Annotated in this window: 18 protein-coding genes; 3 read left to right on the plus strand and 15 right to left on the minus strand. The window is 70.7% G+C overall.

The window, feature by feature from the left end; all coding sequences use genetic code 11:
* Positions 1-58: 58 nt before the first annotated feature.
* Positions 59-2,149 carry a transketolase gene (gene tkt, locus ACFXKZ_RS44490; protein WP_380011276.1) on the minus strand — a complete coding sequence of 697 codons (2,091 nt, stop codon included), beginning with the start codon at positions 2,147-2,149 and terminating at the stop codon, positions 59-61.
* 444 nt (positions 2,150-2,593) lie between these two features.
* On the opposite strand from tkt, the gene ACFXKZ_RS44495 reads away from it, so the two are divergent.
* Both ACFXKZ_RS44495 and ACFXKZ_RS44500 read left to right on the plus strand, forming a co-directional pair.
* Entirely contained in the window at positions 2,594-3,544 is a 951-nt protein-coding gene (locus ACFXKZ_RS44495; RefSeq protein ID WP_380011279.1) for a heme o synthase, read from the plus strand.
* Positions 3,545-3,656: 112 nt separating this feature from the next.
* Positions 3,657-4,016 carry a hypothetical protein gene (locus ACFXKZ_RS44500; RefSeq protein WP_126641309.1) on the plus strand — a complete coding sequence of 120 codons (360 nt, stop codon included), beginning with the start codon at positions 3,657-3,659 and terminating at the stop codon, positions 4,014-4,016.
* A gap of 124 nt (positions 4,017-4,140) precedes the next feature.
* Here the strand turns inward: ACFXKZ_RS44500 and ACFXKZ_RS44505 are convergent, their stop codons facing one another.
* Positions 4,141-4,752, minus strand: a complete 612-nt coding sequence (locus ACFXKZ_RS44505; protein ID WP_380011282.1) for a hypothetical protein — start codon at positions 4,750-4,752, stop codon at positions 4,141-4,143.
* A 275-nt stretch (positions 4,753-5,027) separates the two neighbouring features.
* On the opposite strand from ACFXKZ_RS44505, the gene ACFXKZ_RS44510 reads away from it, so the two are divergent.
* Positions 5,028-6,389 carry a hypothetical protein gene (locus ACFXKZ_RS44510; RefSeq protein ID WP_380011285.1) on the plus strand — a complete coding sequence of 454 codons (1,362 nt, stop codon included), beginning with the start codon at positions 5,028-5,030 and terminating at the stop codon, positions 6,387-6,389.
* A 155-nt stretch (positions 6,390-6,544) separates the two neighbouring features.
* On the opposite strand, the gene ACFXKZ_RS44515 is transcribed toward ACFXKZ_RS44510, so the two are convergent.
* The 13 genes from ACFXKZ_RS44515 to rapZ all read right to left on the minus strand — a co-directional run bounded on the left by ACFXKZ_RS44515 (position 6,545) and on the right by rapZ (position 21,383).
* A complete protein-coding gene (locus ACFXKZ_RS44515; RefSeq protein WP_040877318.1) occupies positions 6,545-6,880 on the minus strand; it encodes an RNA polymerase-binding protein RbpA in 336 nt (111 codons plus the stop codon).
* Between the two features lie 198 nt (positions 6,881-7,078).
* Positions 7,079-7,315, minus strand: coding sequence for a preprotein translocase subunit SecG (gene secG, locus ACFXKZ_RS44520; protein ID WP_380011290.1), 237 nt, complete (start codon positions 7,313-7,315; stop codon positions 7,079-7,081).
* 126 nt (positions 7,316-7,441) lie between these two features.
* Positions 7,442-7,786, minus strand: coding sequence for a hypothetical protein (locus ACFXKZ_RS44525; RefSeq protein ID WP_380011293.1), 345 nt, complete (start codon positions 7,784-7,786; stop codon positions 7,442-7,444).
* Positions 7,783-9,456, minus strand: a complete 1,674-nt coding sequence (locus ACFXKZ_RS44530; protein ID WP_380011296.1) for a hypothetical protein — start codon at positions 9,454-9,456, stop codon at positions 7,783-7,785. The genes ACFXKZ_RS44525 and ACFXKZ_RS44530 overlap by 4 nt, the downstream gene beginning before the upstream one ends.
* 250 nt (positions 9,457-9,706) lie before the next feature.
* Positions 9,707-10,462 (minus strand): triose-phosphate isomerase, encoded by a 756-nt coding sequence (tpiA, locus tag ACFXKZ_RS44535; RefSeq protein WP_380011463.1) that lies wholly within the window; start codon positions 10,460-10,462, stop codon positions 9,707-9,709.
* 44 nt (positions 10,463-10,506) lie between these two features.
* On the minus strand, positions 10,507-11,694 hold the full coding sequence (locus tag ACFXKZ_RS44540) for a phosphoglycerate kinase (protein WP_380011298.1): 1,188 nt from the start codon (positions 11,692-11,694) through the stop codon (positions 10,507-10,509).
* A 136-nt stretch (positions 11,695-11,830) separates the two neighbouring features.
* Complete coding sequence (gap, locus tag ACFXKZ_RS44545) at positions 11,831-12,835, minus strand: type I glyceraldehyde-3-phosphate dehydrogenase (RefSeq protein WP_380011300.1); 1,005 nt, start codon at positions 12,833-12,835, stop codon at positions 11,831-11,833.
* Between the two features lie 198 nt (positions 12,836-13,033).
* Positions 13,034-13,573, minus strand: a complete 540-nt coding sequence (locus tag ACFXKZ_RS44550) for a hypothetical protein (RefSeq protein ID WP_380011303.1) — start codon at positions 13,571-13,573, stop codon at positions 13,034-13,036.
* A 144-nt stretch (positions 13,574-13,717) separates the two neighbouring features.
* Complete coding sequence (locus ACFXKZ_RS44555; protein ID WP_380011306.1) at positions 13,718-16,945, minus strand: M14 family zinc carboxypeptidase; 3,228 nt, start codon at positions 16,943-16,945, stop codon at positions 13,718-13,720.
* Positions 16,946-17,125: 180 nt separating this feature from the next.
* Complete coding sequence (locus tag ACFXKZ_RS44560) at positions 17,126-18,370, minus strand: GNAT family N-acetyltransferase (protein WP_380011309.1); 1,245 nt, start codon at positions 18,368-18,370, stop codon at positions 17,126-17,128.
* A 186-nt stretch (positions 18,371-18,556) separates the two neighbouring features.
* Positions 18,557-19,537 (minus strand): DNA-binding protein WhiA, encoded by a 981-nt coding sequence (gene whiA / locus ACFXKZ_RS44565; protein ID WP_020553580.1) that lies wholly within the window; start codon positions 19,535-19,537, stop codon positions 18,557-18,559.
* Entirely contained in the window at positions 19,528-20,493 is a 966-nt protein-coding gene (yvcK, locus tag ACFXKZ_RS44570; protein ID WP_380011312.1) for a uridine diphosphate-N-acetylglucosamine-binding protein YvcK, read from the minus strand. The genes whiA and yvcK overlap by 10 nt, the downstream gene beginning before the upstream one ends.
* Positions 20,490-21,383: an RNase adapter RapZ gene (gene rapZ / locus ACFXKZ_RS44575; RefSeq protein ID WP_380011315.1), complete on the minus strand. Its 894-nt coding sequence runs from the start codon at positions 21,381-21,383 to the stop codon at positions 20,490-20,492. The genes yvcK and rapZ overlap by 4 nt, the downstream gene beginning before the upstream one ends.
* Positions 21,384-21,400 lie beyond the last annotated feature (17 nt).

Raw genomic sequence — 21,400 nt, forward strand, 5'->3', positions numbered from 1 at the left:
CGCGGGCGGTGTCGGGCGGGTGTTGCCACCCGACACCGCCCACCGGGTCACATGATCTTCAGCTACCGGCGTGCGCCAGGGATTCCCGAGCGGCCGAAACGACGGCCTCGTGGGTCAGCCCGAACTCGGCGAACAGCTTCTTGTAGTCCGCGGACGCGCCGAAGTGCTCCAGCGAGACGATCCGACCCGCGTCGCCGACCAGCTCGCGCCAGCCCTGGGCAATGCCGGCCTCGACCGACACGCGCGCCTTGACCGCCGGCGGCAGCACCTGCTCGCGGTACGCCTGGTCCTGCTCGTTGAACCATTCCAGGCAGGGCAGCGAGACGACCCGGGTGGGCACGCCCTCGGCCTCCAGCACCTCGCGCGCGGCGACCGCGATCTGCACCTCGGAACCGGTGCCGATCAGGATCACCTGCGGGGTGCCGCTGGACGCCTCGGCGAGCACGTAGCCACCGCGCGCGGTGCCCTCGGCCGAGCCGAACTCGGTGCGGTCCCAGGTGGGTACGTCCTGGCGGGTGAGCAGGATGCCGGCCGGGCGGTCGGTGGTCTCCAGGATCTTGCGCCAGGCCACCGAGACCTCGTTGGCGTCACCCGGGCGAACCACGTCCAGGCCCGGGATCGCGCGCAGCGCGGCGATGTGCTCGATCGGCTGGTGGGTGGGGCCGTCCTCGCCGAGACCGATCGAGTCGTGCGTCCACACGTAGGTGGTGGGCAGCTTCATCAGCGCGGCGAGCCGGACGGCCGGGCGCATGTAGTCGCTGAACACCAGGAAGGTGCCGCCGTAGATGCGGGTCCCACCGTGCAGCGCGATGCCGTTCATGGTCGAGCCCATGGCGTGCTCGCGGATGCCCCAGTGCACGGTGCGCCCGTACGGGTTCGCGCCCTTGAGGGGGTTGCCGTCGGGCAGGAACGAACTGCCCTCGTCGATGGTGGTGTTGTTGGACTCGGCCAGGTCGGCCGAGCCGCCCCACAGTTCGGGGACGACCGGGCCGAGCGCGGCGAGCACCTTGCCGGACGCCTTGCGGGTGGCGACGGGCTTGCCGGCCTCGAACTCCGGCAGCACCTTCTCCCAGCCGTCGGGCAGCCGGCGAGCGGAGATGCGGGCGTGCTCGGCGGCGCGCTCGGGGTTGGTCTCGGCCCACTTGGCGAACGCGCTCTTCCACGCGTCGTGCGCCGCACGGCCGCGGTCGACCACCTGGTGAGCGTGCGCGAGCACCTCGTCGGCGACCTCGAAGGTCTGCTCCGGGTCGAAGCCGAGCACGCGCTTGGTGGCCGCGACCTCGTCGGCGCCGAGCGCCGAGCCGTGCGCCTTGCCGGTGTTCTGCGCGTTCGGCGCGGGCCAGGCGATGATCGTCCGCATGGCGATCATGGTCGGCCGGCCGGTCTCCGCCTTGCCCGCCTCCAGGGCCGCGTGCAGCGCCACGACGTCGATGTCGCCGTCCGCCTGCGGCTCGACCCGGATGGTGTGCCAGCCGTAGGCCGCGTAGCGAGCGAGGACGTCCTCGCTGAACGCGGTCTCGGTGTCGCCCTCGATCGAGATGTGGTTGTCGTCGTAGAGCACGACGAGGTTGCCCAGCTTCTGGTGCCCGGCGAGCGAGCTGGCCTCGGCGGAGATGCCCTCTTCCAGGTCGCCGTCGGAGGCGATCACCCAGATGGTGTGGTCGAACGGGGAGGTACCGGGGGCCGCGTCCGGGTCGAACAGGCCGCGCTCGTAGCGGGCCGCCATCGCCATGCCGACCGCGTTGCCCACGCCCTGGCCGAGCGGCCCGGTGGTGGTCTCGACGCCGGCGGTGTGGCCGTGCTCGGGGTGGCCGGGGGTGCGGCTGCCCCAGGTGCGGAACGACTTCAGGTCGTCCAGGGTCAGGCCGTAGCCCGACAGGTAGAGCTGGGTGTACAGGGTCAGGCTGGTGTGGCCCGGGGACAACACGAAGCGGTCGCGACCGGTCCAGTCCGGGTCGGTCGGGTCGTGGCGCAGGAACTTCTGCCAGATGAGGTAGGCCGCCGGGGCCAGGCTCATGGCCGTTCCGGGGTGGCCGTTACCGACCTTCTGAACGGCGTCCATCGCGAGCACACGAGCGGTGTCGACGGCTCGCTTGTCGAGGTCGCTCCAGTCGAGAGAGCTGTTGTCGGGGGTCGGCTTGGTGCTCACCCTTGTCAGGGCTCCTTCCGGGGTCTTCCGGGATAGGCCGAATGATTGCGGCCGGCTCGGGACCTTCGCCCCGGCGCCTCAGGCACGTGGCCGAGCCTACCGGGGGCGGCATGTTCCCTCGCTCGGAGGACGGCCACCCGGGTGGTGACGTTCACCGTGGGGTTCACCCCGATGTCCACGTGGTCGAACGGACCGCGGGGACACGCGGGACGAGGCACGACGCGTGGTGGGCACGGGACGACGCACGCGGCGACCTTCCGGTCGGCTACCCGGCGGTGCGGCGGGCATGCCCCGGAGGCTTCGTGCCCCTGGTGAGGGACTACAGTTTCCTGCTAGTGGGTCCGGGCCTCGACGTCTCGACACCGCTTGCCTTCCGCTTACGTATTGACGAGCAAACCGGCTTCCGGGCGGCACCCGGGCCCGGCCGAAAACGCTGCTGATGGGGTGTTCGTGACAGCCGTCGAATCCCGACCGGCCGGGCTGGTGGGAAATGCGCCCGCCGGCGCCCGCCCGCCGATGGCCCGGGTTCTCGCATTCGTGGCCCTCACCAAGCCGCGCATCATCGAACTGCTGCTGATCAGCACGATTCCGGTGATGTTCCTCGCGGCGCACGGGCTGCCGGATCTGGGTCTGGTGTTGCTGGTCGTCTTCGGCGGTTACCTCTCGGCGGGCAGCGCCAACGCCTTCAACATGTACATCGACCGGGACATCGACCGGCTGATGCACCGCACCGAACGGCGCCCGCTGGTCACCGGAATGGTGTCGCCGCGCGAGTCGATCGTGTTCGCGAGCGCGCTCGGGGTGATTTCCACCGCGTGGTTCTGGTTCCTGGTCAATCCGCTGTCGGCGGCGCTTTCCGTCTTCGCGATCTTCTATTACGTCGTCGTCTACACGATGTTGCTGAAGCGGCGCACGCCGCAGAACATCGTGTGGGGCGGTATCGCGGGTTGTATGCAGGTGTTGATCGGCTGGACCGCGGTCACGAATTCGCTGGACTGGGCGCCGGTGGTGTTGTTCGCGGTGGTCTTCTTCTGGACCCCGCCGCATTATTGGCCGCTGTCGATGAAGTTCACCGACGACTACACCAATGCCGGTGTGCCGATGTTGCCGGTGGTCGCGGGCAACAAGGTCGTCGCGAACCAGATCGTGCTCTACAGCTGGGTCATGGTCGGGGTGTCGATGCTGCTGTGGCCGGCCGCGGACACCGGACCGCTGTACCCGATCGCCGCGGCGCTGCTGGGGGCGGCCTGGTTGTGGGAGGCGCACGGGCTGCAGCGTCGGGCCAAGGCCGAGGTGACCGGCGCGGGGCTCAAGGAGATGCGGCTGTTCCACTGGTCGATCACCTACCTGACGCTGCTGTTCGTCGCGGTCGCGGTCGACCCGCTGCTGTTCTGAGCCGGTTCGGGCACGGCGCCCGCACCGTGCCCGAACCGGTGTGTCGCGACGTGATCCGGACCACGCGCGATTGCGCCGGATCCGGTGACGCCCCGTCGGTAATGTGGGCGCCATGACGGACACCGAGACCACGACGGCCACGCCGGAACCGGGTTCCCCGGATGCGCGGGTCGAGCGACAGGTGCGCAGGATCGCCAAACACATCGAGCGCTTCACCGCCGCGCACGGCGGCGGGGGCGACGCGGTCGTCGAGTACGTCGGCCGCGACGCGACCCGGATCGTGCTCGTCGGCACCGACGGGGCCTGGGGCGACCAGGTCGTACGCGACCGCGACATCGCCCGCGCGGCGATCGTGAAGGCGGGCGTGACGCTGCACGAGGAGTTCCCGAACGAACTCGCGGCGAAGGTGCGCACGACCGAGTACGAGTGGTCCCGAATGGCGGGCCTGCAACTGGGCGGCGCGCAGGGCTGACGGGCGGGCCGGTCCGCCCGGCCCCGCCGCAACCCCTCCGGACCCGGCTGGGGCGGTGAACCCCCGCCCGCGCCGGGTGGTACCGGACTCCCCCGCGGCGGGAGAGTCCGGCGCTGCCGACGGGTCAGGAGTGGAAGATCTCCCTGATGTCGCTGATCTCACCGGCGGCGTTCAGGGTGACCTCGTAGGCCCCGAACGACGAGCAAGCGTGTCCGGGGTCGGTCTGGTGGGTGAGGCACTTGTCGATGTGGTCCCACACCTGGCCGAGGTACTCCGCCTTCCACGGGGCCGGGCCGGACAGCGTGCCCGTGGCCTGCGGCGCGAAGTGCAGCGGTGTCTGTTCGGCGCCGACCGGCTCGTAGTGGCCGTCGTTGGGGTCGCACACGAACTTGGTGTTGCGGTAGTACAACGAGTCCTTGCCGGGTGCCTTGTTCGGGTAGACGATCCGGTGTCCGGGCTTGGTGGTCGGCGCCGGGCCGCAATCGTCGCCCGGGACGCCCGCCGAGGACCGACTCGCCGACGGCTTGGTCGACTTCGGCGCCTGGGTGCCCGGCGCACCGGAGCCGCCGGGGTTGCCGGTGGGCGGCGGCGCGACCACCGGCGCCGTCGAGGGCGGGCTGTCGGCCGCCTCGGATGTGCCCTTCTTCTTGTCGTCCGCGTTGCAGGCGACCAGCGCGAGCGCGCCGATCGTCACGGCGGTGATCCCGCCCAACGTCCTGCGTGTAATCGGATGCATCGAACCCCCTGTGCGTCGGGCGCGGCGCGCCCGTACTTCGATGGAACTCGCACACATTAGCGATCTTGGAACGCGAGCACCCGGGATCCGCCCCCGAGTTGGCAAAGCCGAGCCCAAGGAGTGAACCGGGCCGGGCAAACCGGCATGCCACGGACATCCCGCCGTCGTCTCGGTCAGGTGTTCGTGGCCGGATCCGTACCCGTTCGGCCCCGTCGGCGCCCCGCTCGCGATAGCGTCACGCGGAGGTCTTCGGGACCAGAGGCGAGGTGGGACCCGTGCGGTTCGGATGGCTGCGACGCCATGAGCGTCACCTGGAGGAATACCGGCACCGGCGCGAGCTGCAATCGCCGTGTCCGGGCCTCGCCACGCCCGAAACCCCGCCGGCCGCGCCATCCTTCGCCGAACCCGGGCAAACCGAGGGGCATGATCCGGCCGAACCGGAATCGAATCCGCCGGGCGGCGCGAGCGCTCCGGCCGAGGCCGACGACGCCGAGGCGACCCGGGCCGAGATGTTGACCGAGAAGGCACGACGGTTGACCCGCGCCGGTCGGCACGCCGACGCCGCCGCGCCCGCCCGTGCCGCGGTGCGGATGCTGGGCGTGCTCGCCGCGAGGGACCACCGCCGGCACGGGCCCGCCCTGGTCGGCGGACTGCGCGCGTTCGCCGCCGTGTTGGCCGCCGACGCGCGCACCGAGGACGCGGTGAAGGTAGCCGCGAGCGCCGCCGAACACGCCCGCCGACTGGCCGCGTTCGACCACCGCGCGCACCGCCCGCTGCTCGCGCTGACCCTGCGCGAGTTGGGGGCCCGACTCGGCGACCACGGCGACGAACCGGCCGCGCTCGGCGCGCTGCACGAGTCGGTACAGCTCTTCCGCACCCTCGCCGCCCGCACGCCCGAGCGGCACCGGGTCGAACTCGCCCTGTCCCTGGACGAACTCGCCGGCCGACTCGCCGCCGGCGGCGCGAGCGAACCCGCGCTGGCCGCGTTCACCGAGGCCGAACGGCTGCTCGGGGTCGGCCCGCCCGAGGCCCGGCAGGCCGCCGTGCTGCTCCGGCACGCCACCCTGCTCGCCCGCCTCGGCCGCGGCCCCGAGGCGATCGCACTGGCTGCCGAGGCGGTCGAGGTGCGCCGCGGCTACGCAAGCGCCGAGCATGCCCCCGCCGGGCGCCGCGAGGACGAACTCGCCGCCTCGCTCCAGAGTCTGGGCCTGCTGCACAGCGCCGCCGGCGCGCACGACGAGGCGGTGGACGCGCTGGAGGAGGCGGTCCGGCTGCGGGCGAGACGGGTGCGGGCCGACCCCGTGCTGGCCCGCCGCCCCGAAGTCCCGGTCACCTACGCGCTGTACGGCATCGTCCTGGTCGCCGCCGGCCGGCCCGCCGACGCGGTGCCGCCGCTCGCCGCGGCCCTGGGCGTGGGCACCGCGCTGAACCTGGACCGCGTCTCCGACCTGGCCGGCGACACCCTCGTGCGGGCCCACCACGCCGACCCCGACGCGGTGCGCAAGCGGTGGCTCGCGGCCACCGGCGAGGAGTTGCCGGCCTGGATCGAACGCGGTCAGCGCCCGCTCCCGCACCAGGCCGACCGCCGCCGCGTACACCGCCCGATCCCCCAGGAGGCACTGCCCGTCCGCGACTGACCCCCGGCCGGGGCGGCGCACGCCGAACCACGCGCAAAAAAGCCGCCGGGAGTCACGACGGCACCCGAAGGTGGGTCGTCACTCCCGGCGGCTCCCCCGACGGCGGGCCTACGGCCTACCGTACGGGTACACGCTCGTCGAGCCCGGAACCGGACTCAGAGTTCGCCGCGCAGCTTGGCCAGCGCCTCGGCGAGGATCGCCTCGCCGTCCGCGTCGCTGCGCCGCTCGCGCACGTAGGCGAGGTGCGTCTTGTAGGGCTCGGTACGCGGGGCGTCCGGCGGATTGTGCTGGTCCTGCCCGGCGGGCAGACCGCAGCGGGGGCAGTCCCACGTCTCGGGGACCTGAGCGTCGGTCGCGAAGCTCGGCTGGGTCTCGTGCTTGTTCGCGCACCAGAAAGAAATACGGAGACGTGGGGCTGCTTCGCCGCGCTCAGCCTCCCCCATCGGGCCGGCGCCGACCCGACTCCCACGGATGGCGTTGCCACTTGCCACGGTAAAAACTCCCCTTGGTCCTTGAGGTCGCGCCCCCGTTGCGCGGCTTGGCGTCCAGTGTACGTGCGCCTCGCGCAAGGTTGAACCGAGCGGTGGCCCTTTTCCGACTGTTTCCGACAGTCCGTCAGAAAGGCCACCGCGCGGGTGGAAACAGCGGCCGAACCGGCCCTGTCGGTACGCGTTTGTCGCTACGAGTCGTCAGTACGAGTGCTTCAGGAGCAGACCGAGTACGACGATCGTCGTGATCCAGCACACGCCGACGATGATGGTCATGCGGTCGAGGTTCTTCTCCACGACGGAGGAACCGCCGAGCGAGGAGGACATGCCGCCGCCGAACAGGTCCGACAGGCCGCCGCCCTTGCCCTTGTGCAGCAGCACCAACAGCACCATGAGCAGGCTGAAGACGATCAGGGCGATCGAGAAACCGGTGATCACGGCCGGGCCCAACTCCTTCTGGCGGAACGCGGAGGCCGGAGATTCCCGGCCACCGGACAGAGTACGCTGCCGCGCCCCGCAAGTGGGAGCCGTGCGGCCCTTCGGCTAATCCGGCGGATCATAGTATTACGGCTGGTCGGGCGTGCTCCGCTCCCCCGGCGACCGCCCCTCCCCGGCGTCTGCCGCCGCGGCGTCGGCCGGCTCGACGTCGCCGGTGTCCTCCAGCTCCACCTCGTGACCACTGCCGCTGACCAGCGCACCCGTGCTGGTCAGCGGGTGCCCCCGGCCGGCGTCCCGGGTGCCGCGCACCGCGCCCGTGCGGCGCACCGTGACCCGGTTGTCACCGCCCGCCACGATCGCGCCGGTGTTGGTCACCGGGCCGCCCGACAGGCTGATCCCGTCGTTGCGCGACCCCTCCGCGTCCCGCTCCTCGGGCTCCGGCTCGGGCACGTTCGATTCGGCGGCGTTCACGAGGTACCTCCCGCTGTCGATCGTGCGCCGGTGCCGACCCCGCCGGAACCGCGCACGGACGCCTGGTTGCCGCGGCCCGCGACGATCGCGCCGCTGTTGTTGAGATCACCCGAGACGTGCTGGATGATCCCGTTGTTGAGGACCAGCTCGTTGCGCGCGCGATACTCGGTGACATCCACGTTCCTGCGCTGGAGGAAGTCCAGCACGAATACGGTGAACTTGCGCTCGATCAGCTTGAGGTATTTCTCCGCGTCCGAGTTCTGGAAGAACGTGGCGTAGTTCGCCGACGCGCCCAACTCGCGCACCGAGGCCCGCGCACCTCGATCCACCGGCAGATTGCGGGCGGTGCGCTCGTGCGCCGCGCGCAGGTTGCCGGACCGGCGCCACCACGAGGTCCACACCCGCATCAGCCGGCCCACCGCCGAGGCCATCAACCCCGGCGCCTCCACGAGCGCGTGGCCGAACGCCCCCCATAGGGTGGCCGCGTCGGCCGCGTGCAGCCACTCGTCGGCGACGTGGAAGTCGGGCCGGATCGGCGGCAGCACCAACTCGTGCAGCTCGGTGTACAACATGCGGCCGTCCAGGGTGAAGCGGATCAAAACCGAGACGACCACCTCCTGCGACCACGTGCCCACCCGCACACACAGGTAGCGCCGGGTCGCCTCGGCCGGCGGCGGCACCGCGCCGCCGGTGACGCCGCTGCTGAACTCGTGCATCTGCACACTCAGCCCGGTCAACCGGTGCCGGCCCTCCTCGGACCGGGACAACCCCTCGAACGCGGTGCAGATCGCAGCGGTCAGCTCGTCGACGGTGAACGGGGTGTATCCGTTCTTGTCGGCGGTACGCGGTCGCGGTGCGTCCAGCACGGAGGGCCCGGCCCCGCGCAGTTCGACCGGGAAGGTCCAGCTCTCCACCAGCTCGCCCGCGCCGACGAACGGCACGTAGCCGCTGTAGCGCACGGTGGAGGGAATCGGCGGCGGCGCCGGCGACCCCGGCGGCTCGGCGATGTCGACCGGGGCGTGTGTCGGGCGCGGCGGCAACACCTCGGTCAGCGCCCCCTGTAACGTCCCGACCCCGCCGCCCGGCGCCGGGCCGATCGGCGGCGGCGTCGGCACCCAGGTGCGCCCGGGGCCCAGGTCCGAGACCACCGTGGCGCGCTGCTGCATACGCTCGATCCACACCACGAACACCACCACGGCGTAGGCGGGCAGCACGGTCAGCGCGATCATCGTGAAGTCCGGCGGCTCCCCGGTCCCGCCCGCAACCAGGTACAACATCAGCCCGAACAGCAGCGCCGCCATCCACGACACCTGCGCCGCCGCCCGGCTCCGGACGTCGCGCACACCACCCCCGCCGACGACGCCGCTGCGCACCGTCACCAGACCGAAGAAGACCACCAGCGCCAGCCAGGTCAGCCCGGCCGCGACGCCGAACCCGATCAGGGCCATCATCACCGGCACCAAAAACGCGATCACATCACGCAGGATCCGCCGCCTGCGGGCGGCCAACGCGTGCTCCAGGACCGCCTGTTCGTTGTATCCGTAGGACGGCGCGCGGTCCCGGTGCGCGTTCTCCCACAGTTCCTCGATCACCCGCGCGGCGAACCGCTCGTCGATCTCCGCACCCGTACACAGATACCGTGTGGCTCCGGTATCCCCGGTTCTGGACATGTCTGGAAAGGACACCCGCACCCCCTGGGGGCAGCCGGCCACAGTCGCCGCAGAGGGGCGACTACCGGCCACTTGGCGATGACTTATCGTCAGGTACCGGTTATGGGTGGGGCAAGCGGGTTGGAAATACTCGCGTCGGGTTTATGAGGAACGAGTGGTTCCGGCCCCGATGACCGATCGGCGCACAATCTCGGACACGCGTCGGGCCCGGGGCGACGCACGCCCCGGGCCCGACCGAACACCCTTGGTCCTACTGCTCCTGGTAACGCACGATCCGCGCGAAGTCCTCCGCGAGGAGGCAGGCGCCGCCGACCAGGCCGCCGTCCACGTCGGCCTGCGCCATCAGGCCGGCCACGTTGTTCGGCTTCATCGAACCGCCGTACAGCACCCGCACCCGGTCCGCCAGGTCGGCGGAGTACAGCTCGGCGAGCTTGCCCCGAATCGCAGCGCACACCTCCTGCGCGTTCTCCGGGGTGGCCACCTCGCCCGTGCCGATCGCCCAGACCGGCTCGTAGGCGATCACCACGGACTCGGCCTGCTCGGGAGTGATGCCCTTGAGCGCGCCCTCGACCTGGGCGAGCGTGTACGCGACGTGCTCGCCGGCCTTGCGCACGTCCAAGCCCTCGCCGACGCACACGATCGGCACCAGGCCGCTCGCGTAGGCGGCGTGCGCCTTGGCGTTGACCAGTGCGTCGTCCTCGTGGTGGTACTGGCGCCGCTCGGAGTGGCCGACCAGCGCGTAGGTGCAGTTGAGCTTGGCCAGCATCGACCCGGCGATCTCGCCGGTGTACGCGCCGCCCGCGTGCTGCGAGATGTCCTGGGCGCCGAAGGTGAAGCGGAGCTTGTCCGCCTCGACCATGGTCTGCACCGAGCGCAGGTCGGTGAACGGCGGCAGGACCGCGACCTCGACCCGGTCGAAGTCCTTGTCGTTCAGCGTGAATGCAAGCTTTTGCACCAGGGAGATGGCCTCGATGTGGTTGAGGTTCATCTTCCAGTTGCCCGCCATCAGCGGGATACGACCGGAGGTGTTCTTCACGGCGGACATCGGATTCAGCCCTCCAGGGCTTCGAGGCCGGGCAGGGACTTGCCTTCGAGGTATTCCAGACTCGCGCCGCCACCGGTGGAGATGTGGCCGAAGGCGTTCTCGTCGAAGCCGAGGGTACGCACGGCCGCGGCCGAGTCGCCGCCGCCGACCACGGTGAACGCGTCCGAGTCGATCAGCCCCTGGGCCACCGCGCGGGTGCCGTGGCTGTACGGCTCCATCTCGAACACGCCCATCGGGCCGTTCCAGAAGACCGTCTGCGCGTCGGCCAGCTTGTCGGCGAACAACTCGCCGGACGCCGGGCCGATGTCCAGGCCGAGCCGGTCCGCCGGGATCGCCTCGACGGAGACCACCGCGTGGTCCGCGTCGGCGGCGAACGCGGTGGCCGCGATCACGTCGACGGGCAGTACGAACTCCACGCCCTTGGCCTCGGCCCGGGCCAGATACTCGCGGACCCGGTCGATCTGGTCCCGCTCCAGAAGCGACTTGCCCACCTCGTGGCCCTGCGCGGCCAGGAAGGTGAACACCATGCCGCCGCCGACGAGGATGCGGTCGGCCCGCTCCAGCAGGCTGTCGATCACGCCGAGCTTGTCGGAGACCTTCGAGCCGCCCAGGATCACCGCGTACGGGCGCTGCACGTCGTCGGTGAGCCGCTTGAGCACGTCCAGTTCGGTGGCGATCAGGCCGCCGACCGCGTGCGGCAGCCGGGCCGGCACGTCGTACACCGACGCGTGCTTGCGGTGCACCGCGCCGAAACCGTCGCCCACGTACACCTCGGCGAGGTCGGCGAGCCGGTCCGCGAACGCCCCGCGCTCGGCGTCGTCCTTGGCCGTCTCGCCCGGGTTGAAGCGCAGGTTCTCCAGGAGCGCGACCTCGCCGTCGGCGAGCTTGCCGACCGTCGCCCGGGCGCTGTCGCCGACCGTGTCGGTCGCGAACGCCACGTCGGCGCCCAGGAGTTCGCCCAGTCGCGCGGCCACGGGGGCGAGCGAGAACTCGGGCTCGGGGGCGCCCTTGGGCCGACCCAGGTGCGAGCACACGATCACCTTGGCGCCGCGGGCACGCAGCGCCTCGATGGTCGGCACGCTCGCCCGGATCCGGCCGTCGTCGGTGATGCGTCCGCCGTCGAGCGGGACGTTGAGGTCGGCGCGCACCAGGACGCGCTTACCGGATACGTCGATGTCGTCGATGGTCTTCAAGTTCGACTCGTCCTCGGATGTCGAAGAAACGGTGGGGATGGTCGTGCTCGGACGTCGAAGAAACGGGGCCCGGGTGACGACGTGTCACCCGGGCCCGCATCGTCAAGCGTCGACTATCGGCACGTGTGCCGGTCCGTCAGAGCTGACCACCGATGTAGCCGACCAGGTCGACCAGGCGGTTGCTGTAGCCCCACTCGTTGTCGTACCAGCCGACGACCTTGACCTGCTTGCCCTGGGCCATGGTCAGGCCCGAGTCGAAGGTGCACGAGGACGGGTCGGTCACGATGTCGGAGGAGACGATCGGGTCCTCGGTGTAGGTGAGGTAGCCCTTGAGCGCACCCTCGGCGGCCTTCTGGAAGGCGGCGTTGACCTCGTCGCGGGTGACCTCGCGCTCGAGCTCGACGACCAGGTCGGTGACCGAGCCGGTGGGGACCGGGACGCGCATGGCGATGCCGTCCAGCTTGCCCTTGAGCTCGGGGATGACCAGCGCGGTGGCCTTGGCGGCACCGGTGGAGGTCGGGATGATGTTGGTGGCGGCGGCGCGGGCGCGACGCAGGTCCGAGTGCGGGAAGTCCAGGATGACCTGGTCGTTCGTGTACGCGTGGACCGTGGTCATCATGCCCTTGACCAGGCCGAAGTTCTCCAGGAGCACCTTGGCCATCGGCGCGACGCAGTTGGTCGTGCAGGAGGCGTTGGAGATGATCGTGTGCGCGGCGGCGTCGTACTTCTCGTGGTTGACGCCCATCACGATCGTGACGTCCTCATTCTTGGCCGGAGCCGAGATGATGACCTTCTTCGCGCCGGCCTCGATGTGCTTCTTGGCCTTCTCGGCGTCCGTGAAGATGCCGGTGGACTCGATCACGATGTCGGCGCCCAGCTCGCCCCAGGGCAGTGCGGCCGGGTCACGCTCGGCGATGACCTTGAAGGTCTTGTCGCCGACGGTGATCGCGTCGTCGGTGTGGGTGACCTCCTGGCCGATGCGGCCGAGGATGCTGTCGTACTTCAGCAGGTGGGCCAGGGTCGCGATGTTCGTGAGGTCGTTGACCCCGACGATCTCGAAGTCCGCGCCCGAGGCCAGCGCCGCGCGGAAGAAGTTGCGGCCGATACGGCCGAATCCGTTGATGCCTACCCGGATCGTCACGAACCGATCTCCTCTGTCGAACGCCGAATGCCCTGATGGTGAATGGCCGAGGAGATGGTCAGTGGAATCTGCGATATCCCCGGCCATGTCCGACCCTACCGTGACGCCCCGGGCACCTCCACGCAGGCTTGCTGCGCAAGGGGCCCGGAGCGGGACGGATGATCGGAAAAGCAGTGCGGGGGGTGATCTCCGGCGGAACTACTTCCCGCCGACCGACTTGGTGATACCGAAAGCCGCGACGCCCGCGATGACGAAGACGACGAGTTCGCCGAAACCCACGTTCTCCTTCCACGCGTCCCACATGTCGCTCGCGTGGTCCGACACGAACTCCACCACCGGCACGTCGTAGGCCTCGGCGTTGAACAGCGCCACTGCCGTGAGCTGCCCCAGCAGGACACCGAGCAAAGCGAGCGGCACCGCGATCACCGGTAGCGCCGGATTGGCCCCGCCGATCTTCCCCATGGCCAGCGCGATCAGCGCCGCGATTCCGACCCCGAACCAGGTGCTCTGGATCTCCATCGACTTCACGATCACGCCGTACACCCCGGCGCCGACCAGCATCGCTCCCACCCCGGCCGGCACGGCCAGACCCACGTTGCCGGTGCGCGGCGGCTGCGGCTGCGGCGGCGGGCCGCCGTACGGGCCCGAGCCGAACGGTCCGGGCGGGCCCGGCTGCGGCCCCCACTGGCCGGGACCCTGCTGCTGCGGCCCCCACGACCCCGGCGCGTTGTTGCTCACGAAGAAATCCCCCCGAAAGAAGTGCACATGCGGGAACTCGCATGTGCGCAGAGACGTTAATGGCCCCCGGCGGAGAAGTCTCCGCCGGGGGCCGGTATCACGGCCACCGGTTTTCACCGGTGGGTCGATCACGCGCGCTCGCGCCTACTTGTACAGCTCCCGCAGGATGCGGTCGACGAAGACCTTGCGGTCCTCCGCCGTGGCCAGCTGCTCCAGGCCGAAGCCGACGAGCATGGTGTCGTCGGTGGCGATCACCGACGAGCCGAACACGGCCTGGCTGCGGGTGAATCCGACCAGCGCCGGGTCGCCGGGCGGCGGGCCGGCCAGGGCCCACGGGCCCAGTCCGGTCTCGAAGCCCTCGGCGTCGATCACGCCCGACGTCTTGACGACCTTGGTGTCGTCCACGAACAGGCCGGTCCCGCCGGTGTTCGCGTCGCTGACGTACGAGATCGAGACCTCGATCTTCTTGCCCGCGTACGCGGACAGGTCGAACGCGACCGGCTTCCAGCCCTGCGAGTTGCCGGTGAAGGAGTTCCACGACCCGGTGGTGCCGTTGCTCAGGCACTTGGGGGTGGTCACCGTCAGGTAGTGCCGCAGCTGCGGGTGGGTGGCGGCGAAGCTGCCGTCCTCACACGAGGTGGGCGGCTTGGTACTGCTGTTGCCGTTCAGGTCGGGCAGCGTCGTCCAGTCGTCGGCGCCGACCGTGTGCGCCTCCACGATCGCGTGGTCCCAGTTGGCCTCGGTGCTGTACGAGAACTGCGCGGTCAGCTTCGCCGCGTCCGCCGCGGTGACGGAGGTGAGGTCGATCGTGCGGACGAGGCGCTTGTACGCGTTGTCCGTGTGCAGACCGTTGATGTACCACTTGCCCTCGGCCGGCGAGTACGGCCCGGACGTGTTGCCCGAGTAGGTCGCCACCGAACGGCTGTCGAACATCGGGAACTTGTCCGGCGTCAGGATCGCGCTGGTGGGCAGGAACCCGCCCGCCTCGTTCAGCGGGTTGGACGCGGTGCCCGGGAGCGCCTTGTCGATCCCCTCGAACGGCGCGGCCGAACCCACCACGCCGGTGGCGCCGTTGGTCGCCGACCGGTCGAAGGCGCCCAGCCAGTACTGGGTGAAGTCGTCGGAGACGATCAGACAGTCACCGGTCGGGTCGGTGGTGACCTTGCACGGCTGGTCCGGGTGCCCGTTCAAGCCGTAGTAGATGCCACCGCCCGCGGCGCTGCGCAGGGGACCGTAGTAGCCCGCGGTCTCGCCGAGGTAGGCGAGCTTGCCGCCCTCGTTGAGGTAGTCGCGCACGTTGACGGTCAGGTCCTGCACCAGTGGGGTGACCTGGGCATCCTTGTAGATCTCGCCCTGGACGTCGGTGTTCTCGTGGGCCGCGTCCGTGGTCAGCCGGTTGTCGCCGAGGTACCAGAACACCCCCTTGAAGTGCGAGAGCACGCCGAGGTGGTGCGGTGCGCCGAGCTTGTCGACGTCGTAGACGGCCGCCTTGATGCCGTTGGCTGCCAGCGCGTCCACGTACTGCTGCGCGTACTTGGGACCGACGGTGTTCGGCGGGTAGGTCGGGTTGACGCCCTTGTAGTCCTCGTTGGCCAGGACCAGCGTCTCGGTCTTCTCGGCGATGCCGCTCTCCACCGTGAAGGTGAAACGATCGCTTTCCACCTTGCCGGTGCCGGCCTTCTCGCCGGTGAACCACACCTCGATCCGGTCACCGGTGCGCACGTTCTTGATGTCGCCCCGGTATTCGGCGTAGTAGGCCGAACCCTGCTCGCCGTACCGCTTGCCGCCCTTCCACTCCTTGACGCCCGCGGTCTTGGCCGGGCCGCCGTTGACGCGGTAGTTGAGCTTGCGGTTGGTCAGCGCGCGCTTGGCGATCACCGCGACGGTCTGGTCGTCGTGGTCCTCGGCGTAGGAGTGCTCGAACCGGTCGGCGACCAGGTCGGGGGCCTTGCGCCCGACCGAGGAGACCGGGTCGTCCGGGTCCTTGGCCGACTTGGCCACCGACAGCGCGAACGCCTGGTTCTTGGCGTACTCCATCTGAATCAGCGTCTCGTCGTTCGGGAAGCTGAAGATGCCGCCGCAGTTCTCCACCGTGTACGGGTCGTCCGGCAGGTAGCCGGCGGCCGTGGCACACGTGGACATCTCCGGGGTGAACGACAACGTCTTGTACGCCTCGTTCATCTGCCCGTCGGTGTCGCCGTTGGTCACGTACAACTCGGCCGACAGGTCCGGGTCGTAGTCCGCGACGGCCGGGTGCGCGTCGTCGCCCGCGAGCGCGACCATGATCTCGTCGTCGGGGCTGGGCGTGGCCACCTGCGAACCGACCCCGTACAGGATCAGCTGCGCGGCGGAGTGGTAGTTGACCACGAACTTGGCCTTGATGTGCCCGGCGAAGCCCTCCAGCGCCCGGGTCTCCGGCTCGGAGGACGGGGCGGGGCCGCGGTAGGTCTCGTTCAGCGGGTCGGGCGAGGAGCCCTCGTTGTCGTAGCCCCACTTGTAATCGAAGTTGCGGTTGAGGTCGACACCGTCGCCGGCGGTGATCACCCCGTCCCCGTTGTTGTCGCGCAGGTTCTTGCGCCACAACCGCTGACCGGTCTGGAAGGTCCAGTCGTAGCCGTCGGGGTTGGCCGAGATCACGAACCACAGCTCGTTGTCCGCGACCAGTTGGGTCGCCTCGGCGTCGGTGCCGTAGCCGTCGACGTAGTGGTGCAGGAGCCGGCGGGTCATCTCCGGCGTGATCCACTCGCGCGCGTGCTGGTTGGACATGTACAACACGGCGGGCTTGGAACCGTCGGGGCTGGTGCGGACGTTCTTGGTCACCTTGACCGCGAGGATGTCCTGCCCGAGCACGGTCTTGCCGATGCTGACGGTCTTGGCGATGTCCGGGTGGTCCTTGGCGAGTTGCACCAGTTCGGCGCCGAGGCCGCCAGGGCCGCTGTACTTGCGGAAGACGCCCGCCGCGGCCGGAGCCACCGTGCGGTCCTGCGCCTGGGACTTCGCCTCCACCGAGAGGCCGGCGGCACGCAGCTTGGCGGCCTGGGCATCGCTCAGAACCACCTCCAGCTCGGCCTTGCCGTCGGCGGCCTTGGTGGCCTTCGTCTCGTGTCGGTCCACGCCCAGGTCGAAGATCTGCTTCACCTGGGCGGCGTCGGCCTTGATCCGGTAGGACTGCGGACCGTTGTCGCCCGCCGGAGGAAGCTTCGCTTCCGGCGGTGCGCTGGTCACTTCGGGATAGGAGCCGGGACCGGCGGCGGGTGCCGCGGTGCTCGCCGGCGCTGCGGTCAACAGACCCAGTGCCAGCGAAAGCGCCGCGATCCCCGTCGTGGCCAGCCGAACTCGTTTGGTGGTGCCCGTGGAACGATGACGCCTCATCGACCCCCCAGTCGTGGGTTAGGCGTGCATACGGGTAAGGCGCGAAATCACCACCCGAGGGATGGAACGTGACTCCTGCGCCCGGGTGTTGCGCATGCTACGGCACCTACCGCGTGGTACACGAGACCTGACTGACGGTCATATTCGGTCGAAGCTACGCGCAAAGATTCCACGATGTGGTCAGAACCAGTCGGGGCACCACGGCTCGCGCGGCGTCCGCAACAATGCCTCGGCCCGCTCGGCGGCACCGGGTACCAATTCGGATATTCGCCCGGCCACGGCCAGCCGTACCGGCGACCCCGAACCCAGGTACAACGCGCCGAGCGTGGCCACGTCCAGGGACAGGTCGGCCGGCTCCCCGGTCGGCACACACGTGCCGCCGTCGAGTCCGCCGTCGATCGCGAACCGGCCGGCCGCGTACCCGAGATCGTCAAAGACCTCGACCACGAGCCGGTCCCGGGCGCCGTAGGTGCGCGCGGAGAACGCGGCCGGCGCGTCCAGGATCCGGGTCCAGACGAAGTCCCGGCGAGTCTGCGTGGTGATCGCCCGGGCGTCGGTGAGCAACATCGGCAGCAGTTCGTCGGGGCTGCGGTCGGCGGCCTCGATCTTCTCCACGTAGTCCACGCTCGCGCAGAACCGCCACAGCGCGAACTCGGCCGCCGGGGTCAGCGCCAGCAGCGCGTCCACGGTCAGCGTCACCTTGGGTACGAACTCGTCCCAGTGGTCGTCGGTGCGGTAGGAGACCAGGCCGGCGACCTTGCCGGACGGGTCGCGGTAGATCGCGTGGAAGCGGGGCGGCGCCGGGTTGGCGGGGGAGGGGTTCAGACCGGTGTAGTTGCCCCACCACAGCGCCGTGCGGCCGATCGCGCCCGCGCGCAGCCCGCGGAACTCCTCGTGCAGCGGCGGACCCAGCTCGGCCACCTCCTCGGGGGTGACCAGTTCGACCCGCCCGCCCTCCTCGACCGGCGCGTCGGGGACGAAGTCGGTGCGCAGCGTGTCGAGCGTGAACTTCTGGTATTCGGTAGCCACGCCGAAGCCGAACCGCCCGTATATGCGGTACTCGGCGGCGATCAGGATGGCCAGCATCTCGCCGCGCGCGGCGGCGTCCGCCAGGTCGAGCCGCATCATCTCGGTCAGCAGTCCGCGCCGGCGATGGGTGGGCGAGACGGTCACGTTGGTGATCGCCGACACCGGCACGATCGCGCCGCCGGGCACGGTCAGCCCGGTGGCGAAGCTGCGGAAGGTGCCCACACAACGATCTCCGTCGTAGGCCCCGCGCGTCCTGGCCAGGTCGGCCCGCTCGCGCCAGTGGGCCAACCGCTTCTCGCGGTTCTCCTTGGAGTCGTCGGGGACTCGGAGAAAGCCGACGCCGACGGCGGCGGTCCACGGGATGATCTCGTCTTCGTCGATCGTGCGGACGTCCACGGTGGTGGTTCCTTCCCTCGCGTGCGCGGCCTTCCCTCCGCGGCAACGGACGAAGGCGCCGATCCGGAGACCCTATGCCTCGCGGATCGACGCCTTCGAATGGTTTTGGCTCACGCGGCGGGGCCGCGTGCCGGACCCGCCGGTTCGCACCGCCCGTGCGGGTCGCGCCACCGGCCCCGGGATCGCTCAGGACACGAGTATGTCCACGGACAATCCGGCGTCGGTGCCGGGCATGCCCAGCTCGCCCGCGCGCTTGTCGGCCATCGCCAGCAGGCGGCGGATCCGACCCGCGACCGCGTCCTTGGTCAGCGGCGGCTCGGCCAGCCCGCCCAACTCCTCCAGGGACGCCTGCTTGTGGTCGAGCCGCAGCTTGCCGGCCGCCGCCAGGTGCTCCGGGACCTCCTCGCCCAGGATCTCCAACGCCCGCTGCACCCGTGCCCCCGCGGCCACCGCCGCCCGGGCCGAGCGGCGCAGGTTCGCGTCGTCGAAGTTGGCCAGCCGGTTCGCGGTGGCCCGCACCTCGCGGCGCATCCGCCGCTCCTCCCAGGCCAGCACACTCTCGTGCGCGCCGAGCCGGGTGAGCAGCGCACCGATCGCGTCGCCGTCGCGGACCACCACCCGGTCCACCCCGCGCACCTCGCGCGACTTGGCCGCCAGGCCCAGCCGACGGGCCGCGCCGACCAGGGCGAGCGCCGCCTCGGAGCCGGGGCAGGTCACCTCCAGGGCCGAGGAGCGGCCGGGTTCGGTAAGCGAGCCGTGGGCCAGGAACGCACCGCGCCAGGCGGCCTCCGCGTCGCACGTGGCACCCGAGACGACCTGGGGCGGCAGTCCGCGTACCGGTCGTCCGCGCGCGTCCAGCAGCCCGGTCTGGCGGGCCAGCTGATCGCCGCCGACCGCGACCCGGACCACGTAGCGGCTGCCGCGACGCAGCCCGCCGGGGGCCACCACGACCAGGTCCGAGCTGTGCCCGTATACCTCGAGGATGTCCTTGCGCAGCCGGCGCGCGGCCATCGCCGTGTCCAGCTCCGCCTCGATGACGATTCGCCCGCCCACGATGTGCAGTCCGCCCGCGAAGCGCAAGAGGGCGGAGACCTCCGCCTTGCGACAGCACGACCGGGTGACCGGGAGGCGGCTGAGCTCGTCCTTCACTGCTGCCGTCATCGCCATGGAGCGATCCTTTCACGATCGACGAAGATCCGGCCGTAGGCCGAGGCCAACCGTTCGGGGTCGTGTCGCGGCGAGCCGTCGACCGCCGACACGGGGGCCAGATGGATGTGTCCACCGAGCGCCGCCGTGGCCCGTTCCAGGCCCGGTACGTCCTCCACACGGTCGCGGTCGCCGAGGACGATGTCAAAGGTCAGCCCCGGGGCGTGCGCGGCCAGTACCTCCAGGTGCTGCTGCGGCGAGAAACCCGCCGTCTCGCCCGGTTGCGGGGCCAGATTCAGCGCCAGCAACCGCCTGGCCTTGGTCTCCACCAGCGCCGCCGCCAACTCGGGAACGAGCAGGTGGGGCAGTACCGAGGTGAACCACGAACCGGGCCCGACAACCACCCAATCGGCGTCACGGACCGCCGCGACCGCCTCGGGCACCGCCGGCGGATCGGCCGGGAGCAGCCGGATCCCGCGCACGTCGCCCGGGGTGACCGCGACCTGCGCCTGCCCGCGCACCGTGGACACCCGCTCCGGGTGGGCCGGGTCGTGCCCGGCGACGTCGGCCTCGATGTCGAGCGGGACCGCCGACATCGGCAACACCCGCCCGTGCGCGCCGAGGAGGCGGCCCATCCAGTCCAGCGCCGCGATCGGGTCGTCCATCAGTTCCCACAGGCCGACCAGGAGCAGGTTGCCGACCGCATGCCCGTTCAACTCGCCCTCGCGGCGGAACCGGTGCTGGATGACCCGACTCCAGGTCACCCCCCACTCGTCGTCGCCGCACAGCGCGGCCAGCGCCATCCGCAGATCGCCCGGCGGCAATACGCCCAGGTCCTTGCGCAGCCGCCCGCTGGAGCCGCCGTCGTCGGCGACCGTGACGATCGCCGTCAGGTCGTCGGTGAGCCGGCGCAGCGCCGCCAGCGAGGCGGAGAGCCCGTGTCCGCCGCCCAGGGCGACCACCTTGGGGCCGCTCATTCCCTGCCCATGTCGCGGTGCACGAGCACGGTGTCCAGGCCGTCCTCGGTGAGCCGGCGGGCGAGGCGCTCGGCCATCGCAACGCTGCGGTGCTTGCCGCCGGTGCAGCCCACCGCGAGCGTGACGTAGCGCTTGCCCTCGCGCCGGTAGCCCTCGGTGACGATGTGCAGCAGCTCGGCGTAGCGGTCCAGGAACTCCTTCGCGCCGGGCTGGTCGAACACGTAGCGGCTGACCGCCTCGTCCATGCCGGTGTGTGGGCGCAGCTCCGGGATCCAGTGCGGGTTGGGCAGGAAGCGGCAGTCGACCACCAGATCGGCGTCCACGGGCAGGCCGTACTTGAAGCCGAAGGACATCACCGTGGCGCGCAGCTGCGGCTCGCCGGAGCCGGCGAACCGGTCGTCCATCCGGGCCCGCAGCTGGTGCACGTTCAGGTCGGAGGTGTCGATCACCAGGTCGGCCTCGCCGCGCAGCTCGCGCAGCAGTTCGCGCTCGCGGGCGATGCCGTCGGGAATGCGGCCGTCGTCCTGGAGCGGGTGCGGCCGGCGGACCCCCTCGAAGCGGCGCACCAGCACGTCGTCGGAGGCCTCCAGGAAGACGATCCGACGCACCACACCGGACGCGTCCAGCTCACCGAGCGCGGAGCGCAGGTCGTCGAAGAAGGTGCGGCCGCGCACGTCGACGACGACCGCTATCCGCGCGACCGCCCCTTGCGTGCGGGCCCCGAGGTCGACCATGGCGGGGATCAGCGACGGCGGCAGGTTGTCCACCACGAACCAGCCGAGGTCCTCCATGCCCTTGGCGGCGGTGCTGCGACCGGCGCCGGACATGCCGGAGATGATCACCAGCTCCGGGGTGCCCTCGACCTCGTCGTTCGTGTTCTCGGTACTCATGCGTCCCCCCGGTGCGT

Source organism: Embleya sp. NPDC059237 (assembly GCF_042754105.1).
Classification (GTDB): domain Bacteria; phylum Actinomycetota; class Actinomycetes; order Streptomycetales; family Streptomycetaceae; genus Embleya.

Coding starts and splice junctions, on each gene's coding strand:
- ACFXKZ_RS44500 (WP_126641309.1), top strand. CDS start 3,657: ATGACGGACACCGAGACCACGACGGCCACGCCGGAACCGGGTTCCCCG.
- ACFXKZ_RS44505 (WP_380011282.1), bottom strand. CDS start 4,752: ATGCATCCGATTACACGCAGGACGTTGGGCGGGATCACCGCCGTGACG.
- ACFXKZ_RS44530 (WP_380011296.1), bottom strand. CDS start 9,456: ATGTCCAGAACCGGGGATACCGGAGCCACACGGTATCTGTGTACGGGT.
- tpiA (WP_380011463.1), bottom strand. CDS start 10,462: ATGGCGGGCAACTGGAAGATGAACCTCAACCACATCGAGGCCATCTCC.
- ACFXKZ_RS44555 (WP_380011306.1), bottom strand. CDS start 16,945: ATGAGGCGTCATCGTTCCACGGGCACCACCAAACGAGTTCGGCTGGCC.
- whiA (WP_020553580.1), bottom strand. CDS start 19,537: ATGGCGATGACGGCAGCAGTGAAGGACGAGCTCAGCCGCCTCCCGGTC.
- yvcK (WP_380011312.1), bottom strand. CDS start 20,493: ATGAGCGGCCCCAAGGTGGTCGCCCTGGGCGGCGGACACGGGCTCTCC.
- rapZ (WP_380011315.1), bottom strand. CDS start 21,383: ATGAGTACCGAGAACACGAACGACGAGGTCGAGGGCACCCCGGAGCTG.